The 26,586-nt window shown below is 40.2% G+C and carries 22 protein-coding genes; 10 read left to right on the top strand and 12 right to left on the bottom strand.

The window, feature by feature from the left end:
- The first annotated feature begins 107 nt into the window (after positions 1-107).
- From HGJ91_RS09350 to HGJ91_RS09330, 5 genes are read left to right on the top strand one after another with little or no spacing between them, the layout of a single operon-like run.
- A complete protein-coding gene (locus tag HGJ91_RS09350; protein WP_291347460.1) occupies positions 108-944 on the top strand; it encodes a phosphate ABC transporter substrate-binding protein in 837 nt (278 codons plus the stop codon).
- Positions 944-1,807 (top strand): PstC family ABC transporter permease, encoded by an 864-nt coding sequence (locus HGJ91_RS09345; RefSeq protein WP_291347459.1) that lies wholly within the window; start codon positions 944-946, stop codon positions 1,805-1,807. The genes HGJ91_RS09350 and HGJ91_RS09345 overlap by 1 nt, the downstream gene beginning before the upstream one ends.
- Positions 1,797-2,681: a phosphate ABC transporter permease PstA gene (gene pstA, locus HGJ91_RS09340; RefSeq protein WP_291347458.1), complete on the top strand. Its 885-nt coding sequence runs from the start codon at positions 1,797-1,799 to the stop codon at positions 2,679-2,681. The genes HGJ91_RS09345 and pstA overlap by 11 nt, the downstream gene beginning before the upstream one ends.
- Before the next feature lie 7 nt (positions 2,682-2,688).
- Positions 2,689-3,393: a phosphate ABC transporter ATP-binding protein gene (locus HGJ91_RS09335; RefSeq protein ID WP_291347457.1), complete on the top strand. Its 705-nt coding sequence runs from the start codon at positions 2,689-2,691 to the stop codon at positions 3,391-3,393.
- A gap of 21 nt (positions 3,394-3,414) precedes the next feature.
- Positions 3,415-3,885: an ATPase P gene (locus HGJ91_RS09330; protein WP_291347456.1), complete on the top strand. Its 471-nt coding sequence runs from the start codon at positions 3,415-3,417 to the stop codon at positions 3,883-3,885.
- Positions 3,886-3,904: 19 nt separating this feature from the next.
- Here HGJ91_RS09330 and HGJ91_RS09325 read toward each other — a convergent pair whose 3' ends face one another.
- A complete protein-coding gene (locus HGJ91_RS09325; RefSeq protein WP_291347455.1) occupies positions 3,905-4,483 on the bottom strand; it encodes an HDIG domain-containing metalloprotein in 579 nt (192 codons plus the stop codon).
- An 83-nt stretch (positions 4,484-4,566) separates the two neighbouring features.
- On the opposite strand from HGJ91_RS09325, the gene HGJ91_RS09320 reads away from it, so the two are divergent.
- Together HGJ91_RS09320 and panC are read left to right on the top strand one after the other, a co-directional pair.
- Complete coding sequence (locus tag HGJ91_RS09320; protein WP_291347454.1) at positions 4,567-5,679, top strand: ATP-binding protein; 1,113 nt, start codon at positions 4,567-4,569, stop codon at positions 5,677-5,679.
- A gap of 9 nt (positions 5,680-5,688) precedes the next feature.
- Positions 5,689-6,543 (top strand): pantoate--beta-alanine ligase, encoded by an 855-nt coding sequence (gene panC, locus HGJ91_RS09315; protein WP_291347453.1) that lies wholly within the window; start codon positions 5,689-5,691, stop codon positions 6,541-6,543.
- On the opposite strand, the gene HGJ91_RS09310 is transcribed toward panC, so the two are convergent.
- From HGJ91_RS09310 to HGJ91_RS09300, 3 genes are all read right to left on the bottom strand, one after another.
- Positions 6,521-7,399 carry a hypothetical protein gene (locus tag HGJ91_RS09310; protein ID WP_291347452.1) on the bottom strand — a complete coding sequence of 293 codons (879 nt, stop codon included), beginning with the start codon at positions 7,397-7,399 and terminating at the stop codon, positions 6,521-6,523. The genes panC and HGJ91_RS09310 overlap by 23 nt on opposite strands.
- Before the next feature lie 4 nt (positions 7,400-7,403).
- Positions 7,404-7,898 carry a molybdopterin-guanine dinucleotide biosynthesis protein B gene (mobB, locus tag HGJ91_RS09305; RefSeq protein ID WP_291347451.1) on the bottom strand — a complete coding sequence of 165 codons (495 nt, stop codon included), beginning with the start codon at positions 7,896-7,898 and terminating at the stop codon, positions 7,404-7,406.
- A gap of 176 nt (positions 7,899-8,074) precedes the next feature.
- On the bottom strand, positions 8,075-9,367 hold the full coding sequence (locus HGJ91_RS09300; protein ID WP_291347450.1) for a 4Fe-4S dicluster domain-containing protein: 1,293 nt from the start codon (positions 9,365-9,367) through the stop codon (positions 8,075-8,077).
- 399 nt (positions 9,368-9,766) lie between these two features.
- On the opposite strand from HGJ91_RS09300, the gene HGJ91_RS09295 reads away from it, so the two are divergent.
- Both HGJ91_RS09295 and HGJ91_RS09290 read left to right on the top strand, forming a co-directional pair.
- Positions 9,767-11,485, top strand: coding sequence for an AIPR family protein (locus HGJ91_RS09295; protein WP_291347449.1), 1,719 nt, complete (start codon positions 9,767-9,769; stop codon positions 11,483-11,485).
- A 256-nt stretch (positions 11,486-11,741) separates the two neighbouring features.
- The gene (locus HGJ91_RS09290) at positions 11,742-12,653 is read left to right on the top strand and encodes a helix-turn-helix transcriptional regulator (protein WP_291347448.1); all 912 of its coding nucleotides are present in this window, start codon (positions 11,742-11,744) and stop codon (positions 12,651-12,653) included.
- Positions 12,654-12,697: 44 nt separating this feature from the next.
- Here HGJ91_RS09290 and HGJ91_RS09285 read toward each other — a convergent pair whose 3' ends face one another.
- From HGJ91_RS09285 to HGJ91_RS09265, 5 genes are read right to left on the bottom strand one after another with little or no spacing between them, the layout of a single operon-like run.
- Positions 12,698-14,152, bottom strand: coding sequence for a DUF1302 family protein (locus tag HGJ91_RS09285; protein ID WP_291347447.1), 1,455 nt, complete (start codon positions 14,150-14,152; stop codon positions 12,698-12,700).
- Positions 14,153-14,158: 6 nt separating this feature from the next.
- Positions 14,159-14,983 (bottom strand): outer membrane lipoprotein-sorting protein, encoded by an 825-nt coding sequence (locus HGJ91_RS09280; RefSeq protein ID WP_291347446.1) that lies wholly within the window; start codon positions 14,981-14,983, stop codon positions 14,159-14,161.
- Between the two features lie 18 nt (positions 14,984-15,001).
- On the bottom strand, positions 15,002-17,413 hold the full coding sequence (locus HGJ91_RS09275) for an efflux RND transporter permease subunit (protein ID WP_291347445.1): 2,412 nt from the start codon (positions 17,411-17,413) through the stop codon (positions 15,002-15,004).
- 15 nt (positions 17,414-17,428) lie between these two features.
- Positions 17,429-18,061, bottom strand: coding sequence for a TetR/AcrR family transcriptional regulator (locus HGJ91_RS09270; protein ID WP_291347444.1), 633 nt, complete (start codon positions 18,059-18,061; stop codon positions 17,429-17,431).
- 56 nt (positions 18,062-18,117) lie between these two features.
- Complete coding sequence (locus HGJ91_RS09265) at positions 18,118-20,556, bottom strand: efflux RND transporter permease subunit (protein WP_291347443.1); 2,439 nt, start codon at positions 20,554-20,556, stop codon at positions 18,118-18,120.
- Between the two features lie 332 nt (positions 20,557-20,888).
- Here HGJ91_RS09265 and HGJ91_RS09260 point away from each other — a divergent pair, with 332 nt between their 5' ends.
- Positions 20,889-22,433, top strand: a complete 1,545-nt coding sequence (locus HGJ91_RS09260; protein WP_291347442.1) for a sigma-54-dependent Fis family transcriptional regulator — start codon at positions 20,889-20,891, stop codon at positions 22,431-22,433.
- Between the two features lie 75 nt (positions 22,434-22,508).
- Here the strand turns inward: HGJ91_RS09260 and alr are convergent, their stop codons facing one another.
- The 3 genes from alr to HGJ91_RS09245 are packed head-to-tail and all read right to left on the bottom strand — an operon-like array spanning position 22,509 to position 26,514.
- The gene (gene alr / locus HGJ91_RS09255; RefSeq protein WP_291347441.1) at positions 22,509-23,672 is read right to left on the bottom strand and encodes an alanine racemase; all 1,164 of its coding nucleotides are present in this window, start codon (positions 23,670-23,672) and stop codon (positions 22,509-22,511) included.
- A 30-nt stretch (positions 23,673-23,702) separates the two neighbouring features.
- Complete coding sequence (locus HGJ91_RS09250) at positions 23,703-24,407, bottom strand: anaerobic ribonucleoside-triphosphate reductase activating protein (protein ID WP_291347440.1); 705 nt, start codon at positions 24,405-24,407, stop codon at positions 23,703-23,705.
- Between the two features lie 16 nt (positions 24,408-24,423).
- The gene (locus HGJ91_RS09245) at positions 24,424-26,514 is read right to left on the bottom strand and encodes a ribonucleoside triphosphate reductase (protein WP_291347439.1); all 2,091 of its coding nucleotides are present in this window, start codon (positions 26,512-26,514) and stop codon (positions 24,424-24,426) included.
- Positions 26,515-26,586: the final 72 nt, after the last annotated feature.

Genomic DNA, 26,586 nt, shown 5'->3' with positions numbered 1-26,586 from the left:
CTATTTCACCTTTCATATTCATATTAAAAATTGGATTAACCCCAAAATTCTTATTATTGATAGGCCGTATTAAAAAACAAAAAATTCAAACAAGGAGGGAAACAAAAATGATAATTCGCAACTTAACGGCACTATTAATATTTATGATTATGCTCTTTTTCCTGGTGGCTGGAAATTGTTTTGCCGGAGAACTTGACCGGTTCAAGGGAGAAAAACAGGTCCTTAGAATTTCCGGCGGGACAGCTCACATCCCTGTGATGAAAGAGGCTGCCAAAAGAATCATGACCTTTAATCCTGATATCCGGATCACCATTGCAGGGGGCGGTTCAGGAGCCGGAATCAAACAGGTGGGTGAAGGACTGGTTGATATCGGCAATTCCGGGAGAAAGGCAACAGAAGCGGAAATCAATAAATACGGACTAAAAATGATTAAATGGGCCATTGACGGGGTAGCTGCTGTCGTCAATCCCAAAAACCTGGTTAAAACCCTTACCCGTCAGCAGCTGCAGGATATTTTCTCAGGAAAAATTGCAAACTGGAAGGAACTTGGCGGCAATGACAAGCCCATCAATGTCTATACCCGGGATAAGGCAAGCGGAACCCGCAGTATTTTCTGGAAAAAAGCGTTGGAGAAAAAAGACATCACAAGCAGAGCCAATGTGGTTGTTTCCAACGGTGCCATGAAAACAGCCGTAAATAATGATCCTTACAGCATCGGATATGTTTCTGTAGGATTTATTAATGACAGTGTTTTTGCCATTGTTCTGGATGGTGTGAAACCGACCATGGATTCTGTGAAGCAGGGCCAATATACAGTAGCAAGAGGTCTTTACAGCAACACAAAAGGAGACGTCAAGGGTCTTGCCAAAAAGTTCATCGATTATCTGCTGGGACCGGAAGGCCAGAAAATAGCGCTTGAGAAAGGATTTATTCCTGTAAGCTGATGGATGTCAAAGAGACAATCTTTAAATCTGTCTTTTTTGCTGCATCGATTTTAAGCGCAGGCATTACCCTTTTTATATTAGGATTTATGATCGTCCTGGCCCTTCCGATACTCAAACAAGGACTGTTTTTTGATATGCTGACAGGCCCATGGGCTCCGGACCATGGGCTATTCGGTCTTGGGCCCATGATTATTGGAACGATTTGTATTGCCCTTATGGCCCTTGTCATCAGTTTCCCTGTAAGCCTTGGGTGTTCCTTTTTCATTGGGATACTTAACCCCAGAGGCCTGGGAAAATGGTTAAAAAAGATTATTGAGTCAATGACAGCGGTTCCCACGGTCATCTATGGGTTTGTCGGAATTTTTTTTCTGGTTCCCCTGGTCCGGGAATTATTTCTCAAAGGATCAGGGATGTGCATCCTGTCCGCTGCCATCATGCTTTCGATTTTAATCTCCCCGACAATGATCCTGTTTTTTGTGCAGAGTTTTTCCATGGTTCCCCAAAATGATTTAAACGCTGTGGATGCCCTTGGGGGAAACACGGCCCAGAAATTTTTTTATGTGGTGCTGCCCCACTCATGGAAGGGAATGCTCACAGGCATTATCCTCTCCTTTGGCAGGGCAATGGGAGACACTCTTATTGCGCTTATGATCAGCGGAAATTCTGTGGCTTTCCCCGGCTCTGTTCTGGATTCGGCAAGAACCCTGACCGCCCACATTGCCCTGATCATTGCAGCCGACTTTGACAGCATAGAGTTTAAAACAATTTTTCTTTCCAGCATCTTTTTGTATATCATGACAAGTTTTGGCATTATTATGTCCAGGTTTTCATTCAAAAAAAGAAAAACAATAAATGAAACCTGAATTTTTTGACAGATTGTTTAACTATTTTTCATGGGGGTGCAGCATCCTTCTGGTTGGGGCTGTTCTTACCATTGTCGGATTTTTAATCGCAAATGGATATCAATCCTTAAACCTGCATCTCATTTTTGACGACACCCGTCCCCTTGATGCCATATTCCTGAAAAGCCAAGTGTTTGACGGTCTTTTCCCTGCCATTGCAGGGACTTTGTTCCTCATCACCCTTTCCATTATAGTTGCCATACCCCTGGGACTGGCAACAGGAATTTTCCTTGCTGAATACTGCCCGCCAAAGATAAAAGGGTCCTTCAGTCTGCTTTTTGATATTCTTGCCGGCATACCTTCCATTGTCGTCGGGCTTTTCGGATTTTGTGTTACCATTTTTTTACACCATTATTTTTACACCAGACTTTTTCCCTGTCTTCTGATATCCGCTCTTTCCCTGGCTTTTCTGGTCCTGCCGTATATCATCCGGACAACCCAGATATCCCTGGAAACCCTGCCGCTCAGTGTCCGGCTGACCGCGCCCAGCCTTGGCGCTACAAAGCTGCAGAATATTTTTTATGTCCTGCTGCCCTCCTCTTTATCAGGCATATTAAGCGGCATTATTCTATCCATTGGAAGATGTGCGGAAGATACGGCAGTCATCATGCTGACCGGTGCGGTTGCAACAGCCGGTATTCCAAAATCTGTCTTTTCAAGCTTTGAAGCCCTGCCGTTTTACATTTATTATATTTCTTCTCAGTATTCCGACAATTCCGAATTGATGAAAGGCTATGGTGCCTGCCTGATCCTGCTGTTTATCTGTATCAGCCTGTTTGTTTTTGCCCATTGGATAAAAAAAAGACTTTCACAAAAAATACTTTACAGACCTTGACATGCCTATGACTGAAAATATAAAAATTAATATCAAAAACCTCTGGTTTTATTACAATGACCATCCAATTTTAGAAGATATCAGTTTAGAGATACCCCAAAATACCATCACGGCTGTAACCGGGCCTTCAGGCCAGGGGAAATCCACCTTTCTGATGACCCTTAACCGGTTATGGGAAAGTATTGAAGAAACGAGAATTAAGGGACACATTGAAATAAGATTCGGCTCGGATTTTCAAAATATTTATGATAAAAGATACAATGTCTCTGATTTGCGAAGACAGGTCGGAATGGTTTTTCAGGTTCCAAATCCCTTGCCCATGAGTATTTATAACAATATTGCTTTTCCATTGAAACTCAAAGGCGAAAATAACAAAACCCTTGGTTCTTTCAGGGTTGAGGATGCATTGAAAAGATCATTTCTATGGGATGAGGTCAAAGACAGGTTAAATGAAGATGCAAGGGCTCTTTCGGGCGGTCAGCAGCAGAGGCTGTGCATTGCAAGGGCATTGGTCTTAAATCCGCAGGTTTTATTATTGGATGAGCCGACATCTTCCCTGGATGATAAATCAGGCAGGGTGATTGAAGACCTGCTCCTTGAACTGAAAAAGGATTGTACCATGATTCTTGTATCCCATTATCTGGACCAGGTGAAACGGATAGCCGATTCAGGCATGGTTTTGTCGGACCGGCAGATGAAACAACAATGGTGAATAAATTATAAGGAAAAAAATATGGTGAATATTAACATACCGGGAACCTTTGATATCACGATTGAAAATGTTCTGCTCGATTATAACGGAACTATTGCCATGGACGGGTTTCTGATCAAAGAGGTGAAAGAAAAAATCAACCAATATTCCGACCGGCTGGCTTTTCACGTGATTACTGCGGATACATTCGGGTTCGTTAAAAAGGAACTGGAAAATGTCATTTGCACATTAAGCATTATACCTCAAAACAATCAGGCAGAATGCAAACTTGAATATCTAAAAAAACTTGGGCGGGAAAATACCCTTTGTGTCGGAAACGGATCTAATGACGAGCTGATCTTAAAAGAGTCTGTATTAGGGATAGCGGTTCTTCAAAAAGAGGGCCTGGCATCAAAGACTCTGCTTGCATCTGATCTTATTGTGCACAATATTCTGGATGTTTTTGAGTATTTTGAAAAACCGAATCGGCTTGTTGCATCCTTAAGAAAATAAAAAACGTTCCGGCATTATCTTATAAATTTCCTTTTAAACCGATCTCTTCTGCTGCGGGCCGCATTCCTAAGATTACTTCTGTAATGAGTTCGGAAAGATCCATATCAAGAAATTCGGCTCCCTGCTGGATCACCTTTCTGTCAACCCCTGCGGCAAAGCGTTTATCTTTAAATTTCTTTTTAACGGATTTTGCCTTGATATCAAGAATGCTTTTTGAAGGCCTGACCAGGGCGGAACTTGCCACAAGACCTGTGAGTTCATCAATGGCATAGAGTGTTTTCTCAAGATTGGTTTCAGGTTTTACATCCGTACAAATCCCAAAGCCGTGGCTGATGACCGCCCGAATATAGTCTTCAGGCCAATTGTGCTCTTTAAACAATTCAACACACTTGTGGCAATGCGCGTCAGGAAACATCTCATAATCAAGGTCATGCACCAGTCCTATGACCCGCCATTTTTCTTCATCTTCATTGAAACGATGGGCAAAATGGCCCATCACGGCTTCAACAGCAAGCGCATGACGGATCAACCCTTGTTTTTTATTATATTTTTTTAACAGCTTGAAGGCGTCTTCTCTGGTCGGGACGTATGGTTTCATGGCAAATCCTTTAATTATATTGCATTTTATGACCGATATAGTACAATCTTCATTATCTTTAAATTATTAATAAGTCAACGGTTATGGGCCCCCATATTTTCACTGTAAAATCTATTTATGAAAACGATGATGATATCCTTCATTTCCGGCAGGAAAAAATCTTTAACCGTCTATTGCTGATCCTTTTGGTCAGTTGTCTTGTCCCCTATATCATAACGCTGATTGTATTTGGATTTTTTTATTTTAACGGGTTGATCTCATTGGGAGGAGTTTCAAGTTCTGAGGCCTGGGTTTTACTCGTTGGAACAGTCGCCTTTTTATGTGTGGCAGCAACCCTTTCCCTGGTGATTTTAATCAAAGCCCTGAAAATCTCAGGCAGGGAAATCAAACTCCTGACAAAAAACCTGGAACAAGAACAACAACGACTCAAAGAAAAACTCATACAGGCTGAAAGATTAAAGGCCTTAGGAATATTAGCCGGAACGGTTGCACATGACCTGAATAACACCCTCTCAGGAATTGCCACATATCCCGAGGTTCTTATGATGGAAAAAAATCTTGATCCCCAGATCAGACAGGGATTGAATATAATTAAGGCTTCCGGTCAAAAAGCGTCTGCCCTTGTGAGCGATCTGTTAACCATCTCCCGGGGTTCCAGCGCACAAATGGAAATCATCAATATTAATTCTATCATAGACCGTTATACATCTGCCCCTGATTTTGACAAAATCAGAAAAGCCTGCCAACGGGTAAAAATAGAAATCCTGACAGAACCGGAGCTGTTGAATATCAAGGGCTCCTATCTTCATATCGAAAAAACGATCATGAACCTTGTTTTGAATGCAGCGGAGGAAGTTTCAGGCAATGAAGGCGGAAAGGTTCTTATCTCAACCGCTAACAGGCATATTGATTCCTCCGTACCCGGGTATGAAAATATTGTGCCGGGCGAATATGTCGTTTTAAGTGTGATTGATAATGGGCCGGGCATTGATGACAAAAATCTAAAAAAAATATTTAACCCCTTTTTTACAAAAAAAGAAATGAGGAAAAACGGTACTGGACTGGGTCTTACTGTTGTCTGGAATGCGGTTCAGGATCATAATGGCTTTATTTCTGTGATTTCCAATAACAAGGGAACAACGTTTGATCTGCTGTTTCCTGCAATCCGACAGGAAAATACCCCTAAAGAGGAGTAAAGAAAAATAGTGGACATATTAAAAACAAAATCAGCCATGCAGGAATGGTCAAAAAAAAAGAAGAAAGAATCAAAAACGGTTTGCCTTGTACCGACCATGGGATATTTTCACCAGGGACACATTTCCCTGATGGAAAAAGGAAAACCCTTATGTGATGAACTTGTGGTCAGTATCTTTGTAAACCCGACTCAATTCGGGCCTAATGAGGACTTAGATTCTTATCCTTCAAACATTGAAAATGATCTTGCCCTTGCTAAAAAAGCCGGTGTAACCGCCGTCTTTTTACCCAGCAAAAAAACAGTTTATCCTGAAAAGTTTCAAACTGAAATTAAACTCCAATATCTTCCGGGATTTTTATGCGGGAAATTCAGACCGGTTCATTTTTCAGGCGTTGCAACCGTGGTCACCAAATTGTTTAATATTGTTATGCCGGATATTGCCATATTTGGACAAAAAGATTATCAGCAGCTTCAGATTATTCGACAACTTACACTGGATCTGGATTTTGACATCAAAATTATAGCAGGAAATATCATCCGTGAAAAAGACGGCCTTGCAATGAGTTCGAGGAACGCTTATCTTTCCAAACTTCAAAGGTCGTCCGCCTTAAGTCTTTCAAAATCATTGAATCTGGCCAAAGAATTGATTGCCAGGGGAGAGAAAAATCCTGTGGCCATCAAAAATCAGATTGAAACGTTTATTTGTACATTTCCTGAAACAACGATAGAGTATATTTCCTTTTGCAATCCCAAAACCCTTGAGGCTGTTGACAGCATAGAACATCAGGTATTACTGGCAATAGCCGTGAAAGTAGGAAAAACAAGATTAATTGATAATGCCCTTATTGATCATCCTGCACAATAATAATCCTGCATTCTTTCAGAAAGGTATGGCGCTCTGTTGCTTTTTCCAACAGGTGGTAATCCGACGTGCTGATAACAATGGCGGTAGTGGGTTTTCCTTCTTTGCGAAGTCCCTTGAAAACCATGGGATGACTGCCAATTCTCTTATCCTTTAATGCCTGATCCATACTGCAAAGATATTTGCAGACACCCTTTTGAACTGCAAACTCTCTGCTGATAAAAACAGAAGAATATATGTTATGGCCCTGTTCGCTGACAATCAAAGGATTAAGTACGGGTTCAGTTCCAAGCCCCCTTGCATCAATAATCAAACCCGTGTAGAAATTTTCTCCTGTCATTTTAATATTTTTCTGGGGTATATCAGGGCTGATTTTGGGTATCTGCCGAATTTCTTCCGGCAATATCAATTGTAAAAAGCCGCCAAAAATACTGGTTTCAATCATTATTTCCACAGAAAGGGCAGACGTATAATACTGTTTTAAAATGGTTGCATCCCTTGCTGTTTTCTCCATACCTGCCAAAATGACATCATTTTTGGAAGCATACTCACCCACGGTCAAAATATTATTAATTTTTATTTGTTTTAAAAGATCTATGATCTGCCGGTTTGCATCTGCCCTTGCTGATCCGGGAACTGATTCATGGGAGGTTTCCCTGTTATCTTCAGGAGATGCCTTGCCTATTGCAGAAATCTTTCCGGTGCTCCAGTTTATAGTCCCGTTTTCAAATTGAGTAACGCAATGATACTCCTTAGGTTGATCCTGGGCTGCCATACAAAAGGAATAAAAAAAGATTGCGGCAATAACACAACCATATGTCAGGCACCGTCTGTTTCGTCTTATGTTTTTCTTTCGCACGCTGTTAACTTTTTAAAAAATTTAATTCAATAAAGTCGGCTATCTGACGGATATCTTCCAGCCCAAACAAAGGCGCTTCCGGTTTATAATCTGAATCTGTAACAAAGGCGATCAAATTTTCATCCTCCATGCAAAGCGGTACTTTGTGCACACTTTGGGCCCTGAAAACTTCTATTTTTGGAAGCGCTTGCTTTTTAAATCCTTCTGCTAAAATAAGATCCATATCAGAAAGATAAGATCTCATCTTTTCAACATAGCTTGTCTTATCATCTTTAACTATGGCAACTTCATCTTGAGTAATAACAAGAGTGGCCCTGGCACCCGCTTTTCTGTGACGCCAGCTGTCTTTGCCTTCTTTGTCCATTTCAAACCCGTCATGGGCATGCTTTACAGATCCTATTCTATGCCCTCTGTCCGTTAGATGGGCGATCAGTTTTTCAAGAAGAGTGGTCTTTCCGGAGTTGGATTTTCCAACAATGGTAATTATCTTTGGTTTCATATTCGTTGTCTTCACAGCCTTTTATTAAATTTTCATAAAAATAGTCTTCGAAACAAAGAAAGTCAAGCCAGGCAATCGCATATAAAAAAAGGACCTTGGTTTTAACCCGGCCGGTAAAAGTCAGCTCCAAGCTCGATATGTCCTCTTGCCCATACTCTCAGAAAATTGAAATTTCTTCATATAGTATCAGAACCTTCCATGTATGAAATCAGTGCCTCAAGATAACGAGACTTTACCTGTTCACTGGCCATTATCTGTTTCACAGGGGGCAGTTGCAGGATCACCCCCAGAACCGCTGCAAGAGCACGGTGGCTGAATAGCACCTTATTATCAAAAATCAAGTGCTGAAGTTTTCCTCGTTCAATGGCCATAATGACAGCTCTGTGGGCTCCATTCAATGGCGTGATGACCCTCTGGGGCAAAGATTTGAGTTCAAGGCTGCCTTCCACACATGCCCGGACACAAAGACCGCATCCAAGACAGATATCTTCATTAAGGCGGGCTTTTTTCTTTTTTGGTTTTTCAGAATCATTGGCCGACACCAAAGTCATGGCCTCCACCGGACAAATGGTAATACATTTACCACAGCCCGTGCAGGAATCACTATTGATTTTCGGGATAAAATTAGAAGTATGTATGGGATTGAATATTGAAAACCGCCGTGCTGCAATCATGGCCTCACAACAGCATCCACAGCAGTTACAGATGAAATTAACCCGATCTCTGACATTTTCGCCGAACTGGACCAGGTTGGATTCATATGCCTGTGCAAGAAGGTCCAGTCCTTCTGCAACACCTACTGCACGGGCATGGCCGTATTTTATCAGAGATCTGCCAGACGTGTTAAATGTCATGCAGATATCCATAGGTCTGTCACACGCTTTGCCTATATGATACATCTTATGACGGCAGTAACAGGTGCTTATACCCATGTGGGATGCGGTTTTAATCACCTGTGATGCCCGCTCGTAATCCAGAACATGAATCGCATTATCATTGGACAGCACTGGCTCATGGACAAACACACGACCCAGTTGAGTATCCCCCACAGTAAAAAGGTCTTTTATAAAATCTTCTTCCACGTTCAGATACTGGTAGAACAGCTCACTTAACACCTTTTGGTCTATATCGTGCCGCACCCGCATCATAGAAAATTCAAAAAAACCGGCCATGGGCGGGGGCAGAGCATATTGGGTGGTGCCTTTTTGATCAATGTCCACCAAGATAGCCCGGGATGCAAGCTGATCCAGAATCTTCCGGGCTTTGAGCAAGCTCATCTTCCAGATTTTAGCTGCTTTGTCAGCAGTAAACGGTTTTATGGGAAGCAGGGAAACCAAACGGGCTTCTGTTTCTGAAAACAGCATACCAAGAATTTTGTCCAGCAGTATCGATGGAGGGGCACCCTGGGGAAAACGATTTAAGCGATTTACCAGATGGGTATAACCGGATTTATTGATGTGATGTGCCATATTTTAACTCCCCCGGAAAGTCTATTTTGAACTCTTGAGCATCTTTAATATGAAATTCTCTTATTATATAGACACTGCAAAGCAACGAATGCAATATAAATTTAGTCCTCTGCATTACATTGTTCTCCGGGATTACAGCTCAAAATCACTCATTGAAAATCTTAAAGATACAGTTTGAGTTGTTGAATATTGAGAGAGCTATGAACAATGCAAGTGTTGTTGAGTTTTCATCTTATAAAAATCAAAATGAAACAAACCTTAACTCTTATAATGTATTTTTTTTATAGGATTTGCTTTACACTGACTGTCTTGCCTGTTACAAATTTTGCAGCGATTTATTATTGCTGGATAAATATTTTAAAAGCTTCGTTATAACTTCGTAAATTGAGAGGGAATATCATGAGCAATAACAGCGTTATCCTAGAAGGTTGCATTTTACAATATATGTCAGAGAATCAATTGACGACAAATGAGAGTGAGAGTTTTGAGCTTTTCACTTTAAGCCAAATAACTAAAAGCCTTGATATAACATTTGAAAATATTCAAAACTCCATAGTTGATGGTGGAAATGATGGCGGTATTGATTCTATAATACTGCTGGTTGAAGAAGAAGTAATTGAAACTAAAGAAGATTTGGAGGCAATCAATTTTTCAAACAAAACCACTACGAAGTTTGTTATTTCCCAGTGCAAGAAAGAATCCTCTTTTAAAGAATTAACAATAGACAAACTTATCACTTCAATACCGATTCTTTTTGATTTAGAAAAAAAAGAGGACTCTCTAATTTCAAGATTCAATCTCAATCTTGTTGAAAAAACATTGATTCTTAGAGAATGCTGGATGAAAACATCTATCAACGGAGGAACTATAAAAATTAGATATAATTATTGTTGCAACGCAACTAAAGTTGAAATTAATGGTGTTTTTAAAGATAAAACCCAACAGTTATTGGAAATCACAAATAATGCATTCTCCGGTGCCAAAATACAATACAGCAATTTTAGTAGTGAAGAGCTTCTAAAATTATATCAAACTAGGAAACCTGCTCGTTTGTCTATAAACTATAAAGATCAACCATTATCAACATCATATGGAGATAAAGGAATTGGCTATGTTGGTACAGTCAAAATGGGAGATTATAAAGAACTGCTTAGTGATCCTGAAGGAAACATTAGAGAATATCTCTTTGAAAGCAATATCAGACACTTTCAGGGATTAGTGGATGTTAATAAAAAAATCAAAGACACTATCAACCTTGACTCGAATGAAGACTTTTGGTGGTTGAATAATGGAATCACAATTATTGCAGAGAATCCCAATCAAGTTGGCAGAGTTCTGTCGGTTGACAACATTCAGATTGTCAATGGATTGCAAACATCATACTCTATTTTTAATAATCACAACGGAAATATTGAGGATGAACGATCCGTCTTGGTGAAAGTAATAATAAACAATGACAATGAAATTATAGACAACATAATCGCCTCTACTAATAGCCAAAATCAAGTTTCCCCAACGTTACTTAGAGCAACTGAAGATACACAAAGAAAAATCGAATTATTTTTCCTTAACGAAGGTTATTACTATGACCGAAGAAAAAATTATTATAAAAATATCGGAAAACCAGCTTCAAAAATATTCAGTATTCAATTAACTGCACAAGCAATAGAAACTATTGTGTTTGATAGTCCACACTCGGCCAGATCAAAGCCGACTTCACTGATAAAAGAAGATACTACTTACCAAAGAATTTTTAACCCTGAAATCGATTTTAGTGTATATTTAAACTGTTGTCTTATCTTCAAGAAGACGAATGATCATTGGGTAAGTTTTCAAGAGCCAGAGAAAAAATCCAAAATAGCAAATTTTAAAATGCATTTATCAAGGATCGCAGCTTCTCTTCTATTGGGAAAAGCGAATTTAGATTTTGAAAATTTATCAACCATGGATGTTGATAAATATGATGAAAGTATTTTATCAGATGCAATGGAAATATTACTCGAAATAATACTAGGATATCAAGAAACTGACCCAATGATAAACTTGATAAACTTGGCAAAAAGTAAACCTCTATCTGATAAGATACTTTTAAGCTTGAAAGACAAATTTGTTAATTAATATTTTTCTAAAATTTGTTGATAGCTTTCATTTCTGAGAAAGAAGAGAATGGGGTGGACAAAAGAGAAAAAAACAAGGGCTCATGTCCTCGTTTGACACTCGGTCATAGTTTCCGACCAGTCAAGCATAATTATCCCAAACTGGTGTATCCAAAAGCTGGAATTATTAAGGATACCGATACAGGTCTTGATTAATTGGAATGTCTGGTGTTGAAAAAGCAATGAAATATTTATCTTGAGGCAAAAGGAGAACTGTTATGAGAGAAATGCTGTCAACCAGAGAAGTGGCAAAATTTTTAAACGTAAATGAAAAAATGGTATATTCACTCATTGCGGAAAAAGGTCTGCCGGCCTCTAAAGTTACAGGAAAATGGTTGTTCCCGTTAAATCTTGTTCGCCAGTGGATAGAAGTCGGTACGGAAAACTACCCCCAACTTGCCAAACTTCCCCCTTATCACGGGCTTGTCCTCATTGCCGGCAGCAATGATTTGTTGCTGGATAAAATGATTTCAACCTTTAATCTTAAACACAAAGAGCATATGGCAATGTTCGGTATTGCAGGCTCCATGGGCGGTTTAAGGGCCTTGAAGCATAATCTTTGCCACATTGCTTCAAGCCATCTTATTGCAGACAATGAAGAGTATAATTTCCCTTTTTTAAAAGATGAAATGAACCAGATCCCGGCAGTGGTTAATTTTTGTTTAAGAGAGCAGGGCATTATTGTCCAAAAGGGGAATCCAAAAAATATCCGGTCGGCAAAAGATCTTGGAAAGCCAGATATCAGCATTATCAACCGTCCCTTAGGTACTGGAACACGGCAGCTTTTTGATAAAGAGCTAAAAAAATCTGGGATAAAAGGTGAAACCATAGATGGATATAAAAATACTTTATCCAGACATATGGATGTGGGGTTGCAAATCCTGACAAACAAAGCAGATGCCAGCCCCGGCATCAGACCGGTTGCCACTGTTTTGGGGCTTGATTTTATTCCCATTTGCTGGGAACGATTTGATCTGCTGATTAATAAAGACCGGTTCTTTGATCAGGGAATCCAGCTTTTCTTGTCTCTATTAAAAGGAAAAGTGATTCAGACCACTGCCGAAGAGCTCGGTGGTTATGATTTATCCTATACCGGTAAAATGCTTTACCCGGAACCGGAATCTGAATAAACTTTTTTTACCCGGGCTTGTTCAACGCTTTTGATTACAAACTGCTAAAAACTATATTTAATTTTGCAAAACACACGGTCATTGTCACCAATATTTTTAAACCTTGCAAGATCACCGGATTGGTAGAGTACCACTCCGCAGTTAATTTGAACAGAATCGGTTATATCGTATTCAGCGGAAAAACGCTGGAAGGAACCATCCTGACCCGTGATACCATATGTTGAGGTTAAAAGGGTTAAGGTGATGGTGTCATTTAAAAAATCTCTGGTTAATCTTGCCACCCACTGAAATTCATTCTCCTGGGCATTATCAGGAGAAAGTTCTAAAATATTGTCAAAGTTATTTATGTGCCTGTTAACAGCCTCAATACTCACTGTTGTGTCTTTAAGACCGGAATATTCAATGCCTGCCAATGCATCTGTTCGGGAATAGTTTTTATCTTGTGCATTAAAGAACTCAAACCCGTCTATGTATGCAACTTCTGTTTTTAAAAGCCAGTTGCCGACAGCTATGTTAAAAGCAGCTCCAAACATTTTCAGGCGTGCGTGTTTCCACTCAATTTGAGGCAATGGCGCAGATACAGGTTTTGCATGGGGTATGTCATTGTAATAGTCTGCCCAGTAAAATGATATATCCCAGCCGCTGAAAATTCCATTTACGGCAGCGGCATATTCGGTATTTTTACAGCAAGAGTCAGGTTTATCTTCATGGGGGGGCCGCACTGCTGAAGGATAAAAATCATTGCCATATTCCGGGGTTTTGTTAAATCGAATTTCATGGATTGCAATGCCGGTCAAACTCCAGTTATTGATGTAGTAATCAAGCCTGGACATTGCAACCGGAAGCCTTAAGTCTTCGATATCGGTTAAACCCGACGCACGCATATCTAAAGGATTAAGCACATCCGTAACCCGAATATTGTCTGATTTACCCCACACAGCTACTTGACGACCAAGTTTAATATCAAGGTTTTTTGTGAGACTTCCCTGGATATATGTTTCACCAAACTCAATTTCTTTTTCATAATTGTCGATTACTTCATTTGTAAATTCATCACGACCCTTGATTGAATAAACAAAATCATATGCGCCCTTGCCGCTTATGCGTGCCTGCCAGGAACTGGAAAATTTAGCGTTTAATTCAAGATTAAGTTCTGTGCGCAGGCATGACAAATCTCGCCAGTCGGTTTTGTCTTTTTCAGGTTTATCATGGGCAAAATTATAGGAAGCACTGAGTTTGACATCACCGTTTAAGCTGAAAATAGATGGTTTGATTTCATTTTTTGGCAGTTCAGGTTCAACCTCTTTTATGTTGTCGTCAAATCCATCTAAAAAATCATCGCTGGTTTTATTTTTTTTGACATTTTTGGGTTCATCATCAAAGCCGCAAGTAATTTCATCAAGTATTTCGTCCTCAACAGCAAAAGTTTGCCCCGGCAATAATAATATTAAAGCCATGAGAAGAACAAAAAACACAGCACTATTGATATTATCCCACATTAAATTTTATATCCCCTTTTCCATTCTGCGAATAGAGAACATATCAAATTCAAGGCCTTGATTGAATCTCACGTTGCTTAAGTTAAGAATGGTTTTGTGTACTGTGTTTTTACCCTTTTTCTTGGTAACCTGCATCTGGCTCGCCACCCAGATGCCGTCGATAAGATCAAGCTTTTTAATGTCCATATATTTATTATACCCGCCGTCTCGAACCCAGTGAAGGGCCCGGATAACAAAAAAATTATCCTGTCGCACAAAAATAAGTGATTTTTCATATCCGGTTTCTTCAATCACATCTTTTGAACGGGGGGCCGACCAGATCACCCATGTTTTTACACCTCTTACTTCTTTTTCTTTGGCCTTTTCATAAAAGGTATAATCATAGTCCTCAAGATTGCGGGAGGTCATATCCGAATAGGTAAGATCAGAGCCCATAAAGCTTTTGCTTTTATCGGTTGATGCTATGCGCTTGGTTTTCCGAAGTGCGGGAAGGTACAACCACTGATCATCGTCTTTATCAGGATTGTCATAATCAAAAGTAAGAAACGCTGTGTCCTTGACATCTGCCGGATGCTGGAAAAACATCAGTCTTAATTCATCCTCTCCCTTGTACTTGCTAAACGCCCGGATCTTCCTGACTCTTTTTTTCCCCTTCTTATCAATGAGGATCATCTCCATGTCTGATGTCTGGTTATCTCCGTCATCCCGCGCATCCACCTTTTCCATGATAACCCGTGCTTTGGGGTCATCTGCAAAGGCATATGAAACAGCAAAAGGCAGGATTAAAATAATAATAATTGATGCGAGATATTTTTTCTTTATATTTTTCATACTATAACTCCTTATTTGTTAATTGACTGTTTTTATCGGCCGGTTCACAACCACCATAAGAGCAGGGGCAATAAAATAATCTGCAAGCAGTGCCAGAATAATAGCCAGGCCGGTCAGAAAACCAAAATGTATCAGATTGTTCATACTAGCAAACATGAAAATGAAAAATCCGATGGACAAGACACAGGATGTCACCAGCATTGCCCTGCCGGTTGTATGCAAGGTTTCCATGACGGCAAGCTTTGCATTTTTGCTTTCTTCAAAATACCTTCTGAAATTATGCATAAAATGGATCGTATCATCCACTGCAAGACCGATGGCAATATTGCCCACCAGCATGGTGAAAAGGTTCATGGGAATTTGCAACCAGCCCATAATGCCGAGGGTAACAATAATCGGCGTAAGATTAGGCACCATGCTTAGAAGGCCGATTCTAAAACGTCCGATAAGGATAACCATCAAGATAGTGATAACGATCAAAGCATATATGTAACTTTTAGCCATGCTGGCAATTGCGTTGACTACGGTTCTGAACATCAGCGCTGCCATACCGGTTACAGTGATTTTTACATCCGGATATGTTTTCTGAAGATGATCGCTCACTGTTTCAAGAAATTTAGTATAGGCAGTAGCGTCTACAAAAGGCACCTTAACCATCAGGCGCGCTTTTGAAAGATGACTGTCTGTAAAGTCTTCCATATCGTCTGATCCGCTGTTTTCAAAAAGAAGTAATTCCTGGGCAATCAATTTTTTGTTTTGAGGAATAGCGTAGAATTCCTGTTGGTTTTCATTTAAGGCACGGTTTGTTTCTTTCAAAATTGTTGTAAGGGACCAGGCTTTTCCGGCAAACACTTTTCCTGCCTCGAGTGTTTCAAGATATGCGGCAGTCTTTTCCATTCTATTTAATATATCTGGGTCATATAAACCGTTTTCCTTTCCGGTATCTAAAACAATCTCCAGACTGACGGAACCGCGAAGCTCTTTGTCAATTTTTTCTGTTGCAATACGTACGGAGTTGGTCTTAGGAAGCCATTTCAATACATCGTGAGAAAAACGGATTTTCATTATACCGGCTATTGAAAAAGCAATGATGACTGTGGATATAACAAGAATTTTATATGGATGACCGGTTGAAATCCGGCCTATTTTCGCAAGAAACCTGTCAATTGTCGTATCTTCCGACAGGTCTTTTTTGTTTTTTACAATTTTAACAGGTATTAAGGCAAGCAGAGCCGGTAAAAGAATAATTGTATAAACCATTGCAAGGAGGACTCCTGTGCCTGCAAAAATACCAACATCTGCAATAGGTGCTACCTCTGAAGTTGAAAAAGAGAATAACCCTCCTGCAGTGGTTGCGGCCGTCATAACTACGGCAAGCCCTGAATGACCCATGGAAAAAACAATGGCTTCTTCCCTGCTGCGGCTTTTCCGAAAATTGTGATAGAACATGGATAGAATGTGGACACTGTATCCAACACTCACCGCAAGCATAAAGGATGGAAGTATCTGGGTAGGCAGCTTTATCGGCGCTTTAAATGCCGCCATGAGGCTGATGGTGGAAACAAGAGAGAGAATAACAATCAAAAGAGGCAAAATTACACCTGTGATTCGTCGAAACATGATAAACAAAAATGCACCCACTGTGATAAAGGCAAGGAGTAAAAACCTGCGGACATCTTTTATCATCGACTGTTTCAAAAAGTGGGTTACTGCCGATGAACCTGCAATATAAATTTCAAAGTCGGAACTTCTATATTTGTCAGCAATTTTATTTACAGCTGCAACGACTTCGCTGTTTTCCTTATCCGTTAAGTATAGTTTATCGTTAGTTGCACTTAGATTTTTTGCTTCATCTTCAAATCCATCCAGGACATCTGAGTCTGTTCCCACTGAAGAATAGGTCTGGGTCCGAATGACAATGGTCGTCACCTTACTGTCTTCGGATATTAAAAGGTTTTTATATAGCTGGTTTTCAAGGGTTCTCTGCTTTATCACTGCTATATCTTCAGGTGTTTCGGGCCAGTTATCCATGAGGTCCTCAACGATCAGTTCATCTTTTTCTCCCCTTGTATTCCTGGCGTTAATAAGGCTGGTTATATCTTCAATATATGGAACATTTTCGGATATATCCTCGTGCAGCTCTTTAAGTTTCTTAAGGAAGTTCCCTTTGAAAACTTCCGGTGAACGGATTGCAATAATGATTAGTTCATCCCTGCCGAACTGGTCACGAAAAGTATCGTAATCGACTCGTGCCGGGTCTGATTTATGCATGAATCCTTCAGTAGATATATCGATTGTCAGATTTGGAAGTTGCGACACGATGGCCGCTATTATTACAAACATAATAAAAAGGGTTTTAAGCCGGTTATGATATATGAGCCGTGCTAAAGACTCGAACCATTTTTCCATTTTATTTCTGATAGTTGTCATTATATCCCCGATTTTTTACTTCTTTACAGCCTTTAAAATCAGTTTTTCGATTTCTTTTGAGACTTCGCCTGAAACTCTGTTGTCCAATTTTTTTACATTTTCTGGAAAAACAGTATATCGGGACCTGACAGGATAGCTCCCTTTATAGAACATGACACCACCTGTAACCATTGAGTGTATAATAAAGGGAGTGGTTTTGATAAAAACACCCTGCTTTGCGCCTTGTTCAAGAATATCCGCAACCATACCAATTATTATGGCAAAAGCGCGTGCGATCACATCAGGAAGGTTCCGACCTCCTGAAGCCTGCTCACGCATCATAATGGGGGACCAATGTGGATGTTGATCCATTGTATGAGTAACTCCGTTTATATAGATTTTAAGTTTTTCTTCAGGCGAATCACTGCCCTGTAAATCGCTAATAAAACGTTCGACTGCATCACCTATCATATCCTGAAGTACTTTGGCATACAGAGCTTTTTTGTCACCTATATGGTAGTAGATCATGGCTTTGTTGATCTTAGCCTGTTTTGCGATTTCATCCATGCGTGCACCTTCAAAACCGGATTCGGAAAAGATTTTTGCTGCTGCATCAAGAATGCTGCGGATTGTTTTTTCCTTTTTTGACTCTATTGATTTGGAAACCATAAGTTTTCCCCCGATAAGCTGTTAACCATATCGTTAAACTAACTGTTTAGTTAAACCTATCGGTCAATATAGTCTCCGGTAAGGGTTTTGTCAATGATAATTTTTTCATGGGTAATTATTTTCATAATTGCAGGAACCAGCATGATATCCGCCAGAAACGCCATAACGATAATAAATGCACAGATTATTCCCATAGTCTGAAGGTTCTTCATAAATGCCATAAGGTAAACTAAAAAACCTGTTGTCAGTACCAGTGTTGTGACCAGCAATGCACGACCGGTAGTCAGCAGGGTTTGTTCAACTGAATATGAAACATTGCCGCTTTGATGATAATAGCGCTGATAAGTATGCATAAAATGGATGGTGTCATCAACAACCAGACCAATGGCAAGGCTTCCGCAGAGAATAGTGCTCATATCCAGCCTGAATCCCAGATAGCCCATAAGTCCTATCCCAAACAAGATTGGAAGAAAGTTCGGGAACATAACGATCAGCCCGTTTTTCAGGCTGCCTATAAGAAGTATCATCAGCAGTGTAATAATAATCCCGGCAATCATATAACTTTGGGTCATGCTTTCCATCACATTGTCAATAGTCTTTGTCAGCAGGGTCATAAGTCCTGTTTTGGTCACCTCTGCCTGATCACCGATAATATGCTTAACCTCTGCTTCCAGTTCATTTAAAACAGCCACGTATCGATTTGCATCTTTCCAGGGAAATTTCATTGTAATCCTTGCCTTGCTGAATTGTGAATCCACGAGTCTTTCCAAATCGTCGGTTCCACCGTTTTCAAAGAGAAGAAGTTCTTGGGCAATTAGTTTTTTATCTTCGGGAATGGCATAAAATTCCAGTCTGTTTTCATTTAATGCCTTGTGGGTATTTTTCAAAGTATCGGCAAGAGAAAACGATTTTCCCACAAAAAGGTCGTCTTTTTTGTATTTCTCAGCAACCTGGTTTATCATTGCAAGTTTTTTCATGATCTCAGGCTCATGCAGACCGTTTTCTTTTTTTGTATCAATTATAAATTCCGCAGTAACTGTTCCGTTCAGTGCTTTGTCAATTTTTACAGTCGCAATTTTTACAGGCTCGTCATCAGGGAACCATGCCAGATGATTATGTGAAAAATTGAGCTTTGTCATCCCCACAATAGCCAGAAAGGTTAATATCAATGTTACAAACATGACTTTTTTAGGGTATTGTATTGAAAACCGCCCCATTGCCAGTAATATTCTATCTATTAGAGAGTCTTTTGAAGGCTTGTTTGCTATATTTTTTGTTTTAATCGGAGTAACAGCCAGAAGCGCAGGCAGCAAAAAAAGAGTAAAAAATAAAGCAAGCAAAACTCCGATGGGAGCATAAATTCCAAGCTCGGCTATGGGAAGGATCTTGGCTGGTATAAATGAGATCAGGCTTCCTGCTGTAGTCAGGCTGGTCATCATAATTGCCAGACCCGAATGCCGGAAAGTAAAAGCAATAGCATCTTCTTTATTTTGATTTTTATCAAAGTTTGAATAAAATAATGCCAGAATATGTACTGAAGCGCACACACCCACAACCAGGATAAATCCTGGTAAAATTTGTGTGATAGGCGTAATGGGAGCTGAAAAAAATGCCATTATTCCCAAAGTTGAGGCCATGGAAAAGGTTACGACAATCAACGGGTAAACAACCCCGCTTATCCTTCTGAAAATCAGCATAAGGAGGATTGAAATAGCAATAAAACACCCTGCGGTAAAGCGGGGTGTATCGGTTTGAATATGATGTTTAACCGTACCGATAATTACCGGTGATCCTGCAATCTCAATGGAGAAATCTTTTGAGTTATATTTTTCAGCGATTTTATATATGGCTTGTACAAATTCTGAATTTTCCCGGTCAGTTATTGCAACATGTATATTGCTGTCCTCTGTTTTTGCATCAAATCCTTCGAGTTCATCTCCTGAGTTGTCACCCGCCTCGGAAAAAGCAACGGATCTTACCAGTATTGCAGCATGTTTCTCATCGTCTGAAATAATCAGGTTGTTGTATAATGGCGTTTCTCTTATCCTTTTTGTTTTTTCCTTTAGCGTCAGCTCATTTTCAGGGAAATCTTCCATAAGCTTTTCAACTATCAGCTCGTTTTCCTCTCCCCATGTAGATGTAATATTTATAAGGCTTTTTACTTCATCAAGATGGGGCACTTTTTCTTCAAGCTCTTCATGAAAGGCTTTCAGCTTCTTTAAGAAACTCAAATTATAAAGATCCGGCGGGCTCACCGATATAACCACCACTTCATCCAGGCCGAACTGCTCCTGGAAAGCTTCATATGTGATCCTGGTCGGATCATCCTGATGAAAAAAGCCGACTGTGGATGCGTCAAGATTGATTTTAGGCAGTTGAGATGCAAAAAGCAGTGTTAATAAAACACAAACTATTAAAAAATACCATTTTTTTTGAAAAATATATCTTCCCAGAATTTCAAACCGATCCTCAATAATTAATTTGATCTTGTGCATTACCTTCTCCTTTAATATAATTCCGTCCAGATTGTATGATGAATCAATCCAAATTTTTTTAATGACTCGCAAAGTATCTGTACAATCTTGTCAGAATAATCACCCGTCGTTCTTAACCTTATAAGTTCAATATATTTCATATATACCTCCCCTCTTTTGGCATTATATAAAGCATAGACTGTGCCAACTATTTTAATATGGTAATATCAATGGGTTATAAAAATACGTAATTATAAATATGTCATATTTGACATTTGAAGTGTCGTATGCGATAATTTTAGCCAACTGATGTCAAATATGACACTTTTCTTTATATTGGTTCAGGAGTAACCATGAAAATAGATGAAAATGAATTTTTCCGTGAGGCAGCACTTCGAATTTGTGGAACATTTGAGATTGAAGAAGCATTATGGAATTGTTTTAAATATATTTCAAAATTTATAAAGGTGGACAGGGCATATCTTCATTATTTCAAACCCGAAGAAAACTGTGGAATAATATTTGCCATGGCTGACCATGACAGAGGACAAAGGGTCAATATCAAGTCCTTCCCTCCTCCTGATGTATGTAGCATAATGAAAAGCGTTCAAATGCCTGAACAATTACTATTTAACCGGGCAGATGAAGATCCTATGGGAAGTTATATGCTAAGCGCAGTCGGTATGCATGAAAAATGTTCGCTTATCGTAACCAAGCTGATTGTTGACAACAAATGGGTGGGAGGAGTCAGTTTTGGTACATTTGGCTGGGACCAATATAATGATAAAGATCTTCATCTTCTCAAACTTCTCAGGACGCCTTTTACAATCGCTCTTTCCAACAGCAAAAGATATTATGAATTGCTGGAGCTTAAAAATTTGTTGGCAGATGACAATAGATATCTTCAGGATGAGCTTTATAAACAAAAAAATGATGAAATCATAGGTCATGATTTCGGCTTGAACACCGTGATGCAGCAGGTGTATCAGGTAGCCCCTCTTTCAAGCCCGGTACTTTTACTGGGAGAAACAGGTGTCGGCAAGGAAGTTCTTGCCAATGCAATTCATAAACTTTCAACACGCAAAGACGGCCCGATGATCAAGGTCAACTGCGGAGCCATTCCTGAAACGCTGATCGACAGCGAGCTTTTTGGTCATGAAAAAGGCGCTTTTACAGGAGCAATTGAAAGAAAACGCGGACGCTTTGAAAGAGCAGACAAAGGAACGATTTTTCTTGATGAAATCGGAGAATTACCCTTGGAAGCTCAGATCAGGTTTCTCAGGGTATTGCAGGAAAAAAAATTTGAACCTGTAGGCAATGACAGAACAATCAAATCAGACATCAGGGTTATAGCAGCAACACATCAAAATCTGGAAAAAATGATTAAGGAAAAACGGTTTAGAGAAGACCTGTATTTCCGGCTTAAAGTTTTTCCTATATATATTCCCCCGTTAAGAGAGAGAAAAATGGATATTCCAGCCCTGGTTCAGCATTTCATTCTTAAAAAATATAAGGAAATGGGTTTGAAAAATTTTCCTGTTCTTGCAAATAATGCGATTGAACATCTTAACGCTTATGACTGGCCGGGTAACGTTCGTGAGCTTGAAAATGCCGTGGAAAGAGCCCTGATCATAAGCCTTGGCAAACCGCTTCGGTTTGATGACCTTATTAATCCTGTAGCCACGAGTAATACAGAAGATTTCAAGATTTTAGACAGGTCACCTGTTTTACTTGATGAGCTAATTTCACAACATATTAAAAATACCCTTAATCAGACAAAAGGCAAAGTCGGCGGTACTGGCGGCGCAGCTGAACTGATGGGGATTAATCCTGCCACATTAAGACACAAAATGAGAAAACTTTGTATTCCATTTGGAAGAGATGTTGATTATCCTTAAACTGTAAAGATGAATATCTTGAGCATAAGCCAGACAGCCAGCATATACGAAAATGGCACATGCAGTTCAAATGCTTTACCCGGAACCGGAATCTGAATAAATCCTTTTTACCCGGGGTGTTAAAGCAGATACGATCTCATAATTGATGGTGTTTATCCTGTTTGCCAATTCATCTGCACCAAGAATTTCATCGCCCTGGGAACCGATCAACACGACTTCATCCCCTGGAGTCACATCAGGGATGTCTCCCACATCAATCATGGTCTGGTCCATGCAGATCCGTCCGACAACGGGTGCCCTGTGTCCTTTCACAAGCAGTGTACCATTGGATGAAAAGCCTCTTGAAAACCCATCGGCATATCCGACAGGCACCGATGCAAGTTTTGTCTTCTTTCGAGTTTTATGGGTCATTCCATAGGAGACGCAAAATCCTTTGGGAACCTCTCTTACCGCCGTCACAATGGATTTTAATGTCATGGCCGGAGTCAATTTTACCTTTGACTGATCCACCTCGCCGGAAGGATAGAGTCCGTAAATGGAAATACCGGCTCTCACCATATCAAAATGAGACCCGGGAAATTCAATAATTCCTGCACTGTTTGCAGCGTGACAGGTCGAAAGTTCAATTCCCTTTTTCTTTAAATCTTCCAGTAAAGATGCAAACAGCTCTATCTGCAAATCAGTATAGCGTCTATCCTTACAGTCGGCAGCGGCAAAATGAGTATAGAGACCCTTAAGATCAATACCCGGCAATTTTACAATTTCTTCTATCTTTTTTAACACCTGTTTTCTTGCCGTTTTATCGGACAGGTTTTTTTCAATAACCATGCCGACTCTGCCCATTCCGGTATCAATCTTTAAATGCACTTTAATCGGTTTGTTTAACAATTTTGCTTTGCTGGACAAGGCTTTAGCCATCTTGAGACCATACACTGTAGTAACCAGATTCATATCGTTTATCATGCCGGCCTGTGCCGGATGGATATATCCGAAAACCAGCAAAAGTGCCTCAATCCCGGCCTTCCGAAGCTCAACAGCTTCGTTGAGCCGTGCTATTCCCAGCCAGTCGGCGCCACTTTGAAGGGCTTTCTGGGCGACCTTTACCGCACCATGCCCATACCCATCCGCCTTGACCACTGCCATGAATTTAGATTTTTTGTCTGTGATTTGTTTTAGATTTTGAATGTTCTTCTGGATAGCATCAAGATCGATACAGGCCCTTACAAGAGGATATTCCATGCAGGCTTCCTTTCCAAGCGCTTTTCACTCTTAACGGACAACCGATGTTATAACATATTTATCGATTGTCTCTTTTAGTTCAAGCATCTCTTTATCAGAAAAAAAGTTATTATCCGCTTTTAAAAATTCCGGGTCAAGTACTTTTACATTCCTTGAGCACTTTTGAAGAACATATTTTGATGCACCCGTTATCATTTCCCCGACATCCTTCATGATTTCTTTGCTGACAAACGGTCTGCTGCAAGTGGTTCTGAACTCATAGGCAGGTGCTTTTTCCATTAAAAGACGGATGCTCTCTAAAATTTTTTGGGGATCAAATTTTCCCGGCACGACAAGATGATAATTTTCAAGGCTGGTTTTTATATCCATGGAAATAAAATCAACCAGCCTGTCTTCAAAAAGCCTTGCCAGTATGTGGGGACGGGTCCCGTTGCTGTCCAGCTTTAACTTATATCCCATATCCTTGACTTTCCGGCAAAATGCTATCACGTCTTTTTGCAGTGTGGGTTCTCCCCCCGTGATCACAAGGCCTTCCAAAAACCCTTTTCTTTTTTCAAGAAATTCAAAGATCTTGTTTTCATCATAAAGATCGCCAGCCTCCTTTTGGGGGCTGGCGACCAGATCAGGGTTGTGGCAGTACGGGCAGATGAAATTACACCCTTGTGTAAAAACGATACAGGCTATGGTTCCAGGAAAGTCAATCAGGGAATTTTTTTGAAATCCGCCAATATTCATCTTTCAGCTTTCTTTATCAGGCTACATTAAATGTTTTACGCATGAAAAATTCTGTCTGCTTTCCGTCATTCCATTGTCCGACAGGTCTTAAGTATCCGACCACTCTTGAGTAGACTTCGGTCGGGGCATCACAGGTGTCGCATTTTTCATGCTCGCCTGTAATATATCCATGGGACGGACAGACACTGAATGTCGGGGTCAATGTAAAATACGGCAGTTTAAACGAGCGGGACACCTTGTCCACTACATTTTTTACAACCTCGATGTCCACAACTTCTTCCCCCAGGAAAAGATGCTGGACCGTTCCTCCGGTATATTTGACCTGTAGTCTGTCCTGAAGTTCCAGGGCTTCAAAAATATCATCGGTATAGTTTACCGGCAAATGGGTGGAATTAGTATAAAAAGGCGCTTTCCCCTGTTTATAGTCTTCTTCATTGGCACAGATAATCTCTTCATACTTGGCTTTATCCATACTGGCAAATCTATAGGTGGTGCCTTCGGCCGGAGTTGCTTCAAGGTTGAAGATCTCGTTGGTTTCTTCCTGCAATTGTTCAATCCTGGCTCTGATATAATCCATGACCTTTATGGCAAACTCCTGACCGCTTTGTGTGGCAATATCTTCGGCCATAAAGTTGATACAGGCCTCATTCATGCCCAGGATGCCGATGGTTGAAAAATGGTTGCGCCAGTAAACACCGGTACTCTCTTTGATTTTTCTTAAATAAAATCTTGAATAGGGATAAAGATCACCCTCTGTAAATTTTTCAAGAATCTTTCGTTTAATGCTCAATGAGTCTGCTGAATATTTAATGAGCGTATCCAGTTTCTCAAAAAAGTCATTTTCATCTTTTGCCAGAAAACCAATTCTCGGCATGTTTATAGTGACAACCCCGATAGAGCCGGTCAATGGATTAGCACCAAACAGACCGCCGCCTCTTTTTCTCAATTCCCTGTTGTCCAGCCTCAGCCTGCAGCACATGGAACGGGCATCTTCAGGATCCATGTCTGAATTTACAAAATTTGAAAAATAGGGGATACCATATTTTCCGGTCATTTTCCAGATATTCTCAAGATTTGGATTGGTCCAGTCAAAATCCTCGGTAATATTATATGTCGGGATCGGGAAGGTAAACACCCTGCCTTTTGCATCACCTTCCATCATGACTTCGGCAAATGCTGCATTCAGTGTATCCATTTCTTCCTGATACCCGGCATAGGTCTTCTCTCCATATTCTCCGCCGATAATGACGGGAGAATCCTTTAAAGTGGACGGCACATTCAGGTCCATGGTGATATTTGTAAACGGCGTCTGAAATCCGACTCTTGTCGGAATATTGATGTTAAATACAAATTCCTGAAGTGCCTGCTTAACCTCTTTATAGGACAAGTTGTCTTCCCTGATAAAAGGGGCCAGAAGCGTGTCAAAATTGGACATGGCCTGGGCACCGGCAGCCTCGCCCTGCAGGGTATAGAAAAAATTGACGATCTGACCCAGCGCACTTCTGAAATGTTTGGGTGGAGAAGATTCCACTTTTCCAGCCACACCTTTAAATCCTTCACGCAAAAGATCCTCTAAGTCCCATCCCACACAATATACGGATAAAAGGCTTAAATCATGAATGTGGAGATCTCCTTTGTAGTGCGCATCCCTGACTTGTGGTGGATAAATCTTGTTGAGCCAGTATTCTGCTGTAATGTCTGAAGATATGTAATTGTTCAATCCCTGGAGAGAATAACTCATGTTGCTGTTTTCTTTAACTTTCCAGTCCATCCTTCGAATATAAGACTCCATGAGACCCACATTCTCTTTAATGGCAATTTTTCTGATCTGGTTATGCTGCTCCCGGTAAATAATGTAGGCTTTGGCAGTTTTATAAAACGGAGAGTCCAAAAGGATTCTTTCCACGATATCCTGAATTTCTTCTACTTCAGGAATTGGCCCAAGATGCAGGTCTCTTGCCAGTGTGATAACCTTCAATGTCATTTTTTTTGCTTCTCTTCCATTAAATTCACCGCTTGCCTCACCTGCTGTTTGAATAGCATGGGTAATTTTTGATGAATCAAACTCTGCTATTCTTCCATCCCGTTTTTTAATTTGCTCAAACATGTATCTACCCCTTGAAATCTGATTGAAATTAACCTATCTTTTGTAAGCGTTTTTAATGACTATAAAAATTTT

The organism is Desulfobacula sp., from assembly GCF_014237455.1.
Classification (GTDB): domain Bacteria; phylum Desulfobacterota; class Desulfobacteria; order Desulfobacterales; family Desulfobacteraceae; genus Desulfobacula.
The sequence above is the reverse complement of the archived record's forward strand: the minus strand, read 5'-3'. Positions and strand labels throughout refer to the sequence as shown.

Coding starts and splice junctions, on each gene's coding strand:
- HGJ91_RS09290 (WP_291347448.1), top strand. CDS start 11,742: ATGAGAGAAATGCTGTCAACCAGAGAAGTGGCAAAATTTTTAAACGTA.
- HGJ91_RS09275 (WP_291347445.1), bottom strand. CDS start 17,413: ATGACAACTATCAGAAATAAAATGGAAAAATGGTTCGAGTCTTTAGCA.
- mobB (WP_291347451.1), bottom strand. CDS start 7,898: ATGAAACCAAAGATAATTACCATTGTTGGAAAATCCAACTCCGGAAAG.
- HGJ91_RS09270 (WP_291347444.1), bottom strand. CDS start 18,061: ATGGTTTCCAAATCAATAGAGTCAAAAAAGGAAAAAACAATCCGCAGC.
- HGJ91_RS09320 (WP_291347454.1), top strand. CDS start 4,567: ATGGGCCCCCATATTTTCACTGTAAAATCTATTTATGAAAACGATGAT.
- HGJ91_RS09285 (WP_291347447.1), bottom strand. CDS start 14,152: ATGTGGGATAATATCAATAGTGCTGTGTTTTTTGTTCTTCTCATGGCT.
- HGJ91_RS09335 (WP_291347457.1), top strand. CDS start 2,689: ATGACTGAAAATATAAAAATTAATATCAAAAACCTCTGGTTTTATTAC.
- HGJ91_RS09260 (WP_291347442.1), top strand. CDS start 20,889: ATGAAAATAGATGAAAATGAATTTTTCCGTGAGGCAGCACTTCGAATT.
- pstA (WP_291347458.1), top strand. CDS start 1,797: ATGAAACCTGAATTTTTTGACAGATTGTTTAACTATTTTTCATGGGGG.
- HGJ91_RS09325 (WP_291347455.1), bottom strand. CDS start 4,483: ATGAAACCATACGTCCCGACCAGAGAAGACGCCTTCAAGCTGTTAAAA.
- HGJ91_RS09345 (WP_291347459.1), top strand. CDS start 944: ATGGATGTCAAAGAGACAATCTTTAAATCTGTCTTTTTTGCTGCATCG.
- HGJ91_RS09245 (WP_291347439.1), bottom strand. CDS start 26,514: ATGTTTGAGCAAATTAAAAAACGGGATGGAAGAATAGCAGAGTTTGAT.
- HGJ91_RS09330 (WP_291347456.1), top strand. CDS start 3,415: ATGGTGAATATTAACATACCGGGAACCTTTGATATCACGATTGAAAAT.
- HGJ91_RS09250 (WP_291347440.1), bottom strand. CDS start 24,407: ATGAATATTGGCGGATTTCAAAAAAATTCCCTGATTGACTTTCCTGGA.
- HGJ91_RS09295 (WP_291347449.1), top strand. CDS start 9,767: ATGAGCAATAACAGCGTTATCCTAGAAGGTTGCATTTTACAATATATG.
- HGJ91_RS09280 (WP_291347446.1), bottom strand. CDS start 14,983: ATGAAAAATATAAAGAAAAAATATCTCGCATCAATTATTATTATTTTA.
- HGJ91_RS09265 (WP_291347443.1), bottom strand. CDS start 20,556: ATGCACAAGATCAAATTAATTATTGAGGATCGGTTTGAAATTCTGGGA.
- HGJ91_RS09300 (WP_291347450.1), bottom strand. CDS start 9,367: ATGGCACATCACATCAATAAATCCGGTTATACCCATCTGGTAAATCGC.
- alr (WP_291347441.1), bottom strand. CDS start 23,672: ATGGAATATCCTCTTGTAAGGGCCTGTATCGATCTTGATGCTATCCAG.
- HGJ91_RS09350 (WP_291347460.1), top strand. CDS start 108: ATGATAATTCGCAACTTAACGGCACTATTAATATTTATGATTATGCTC.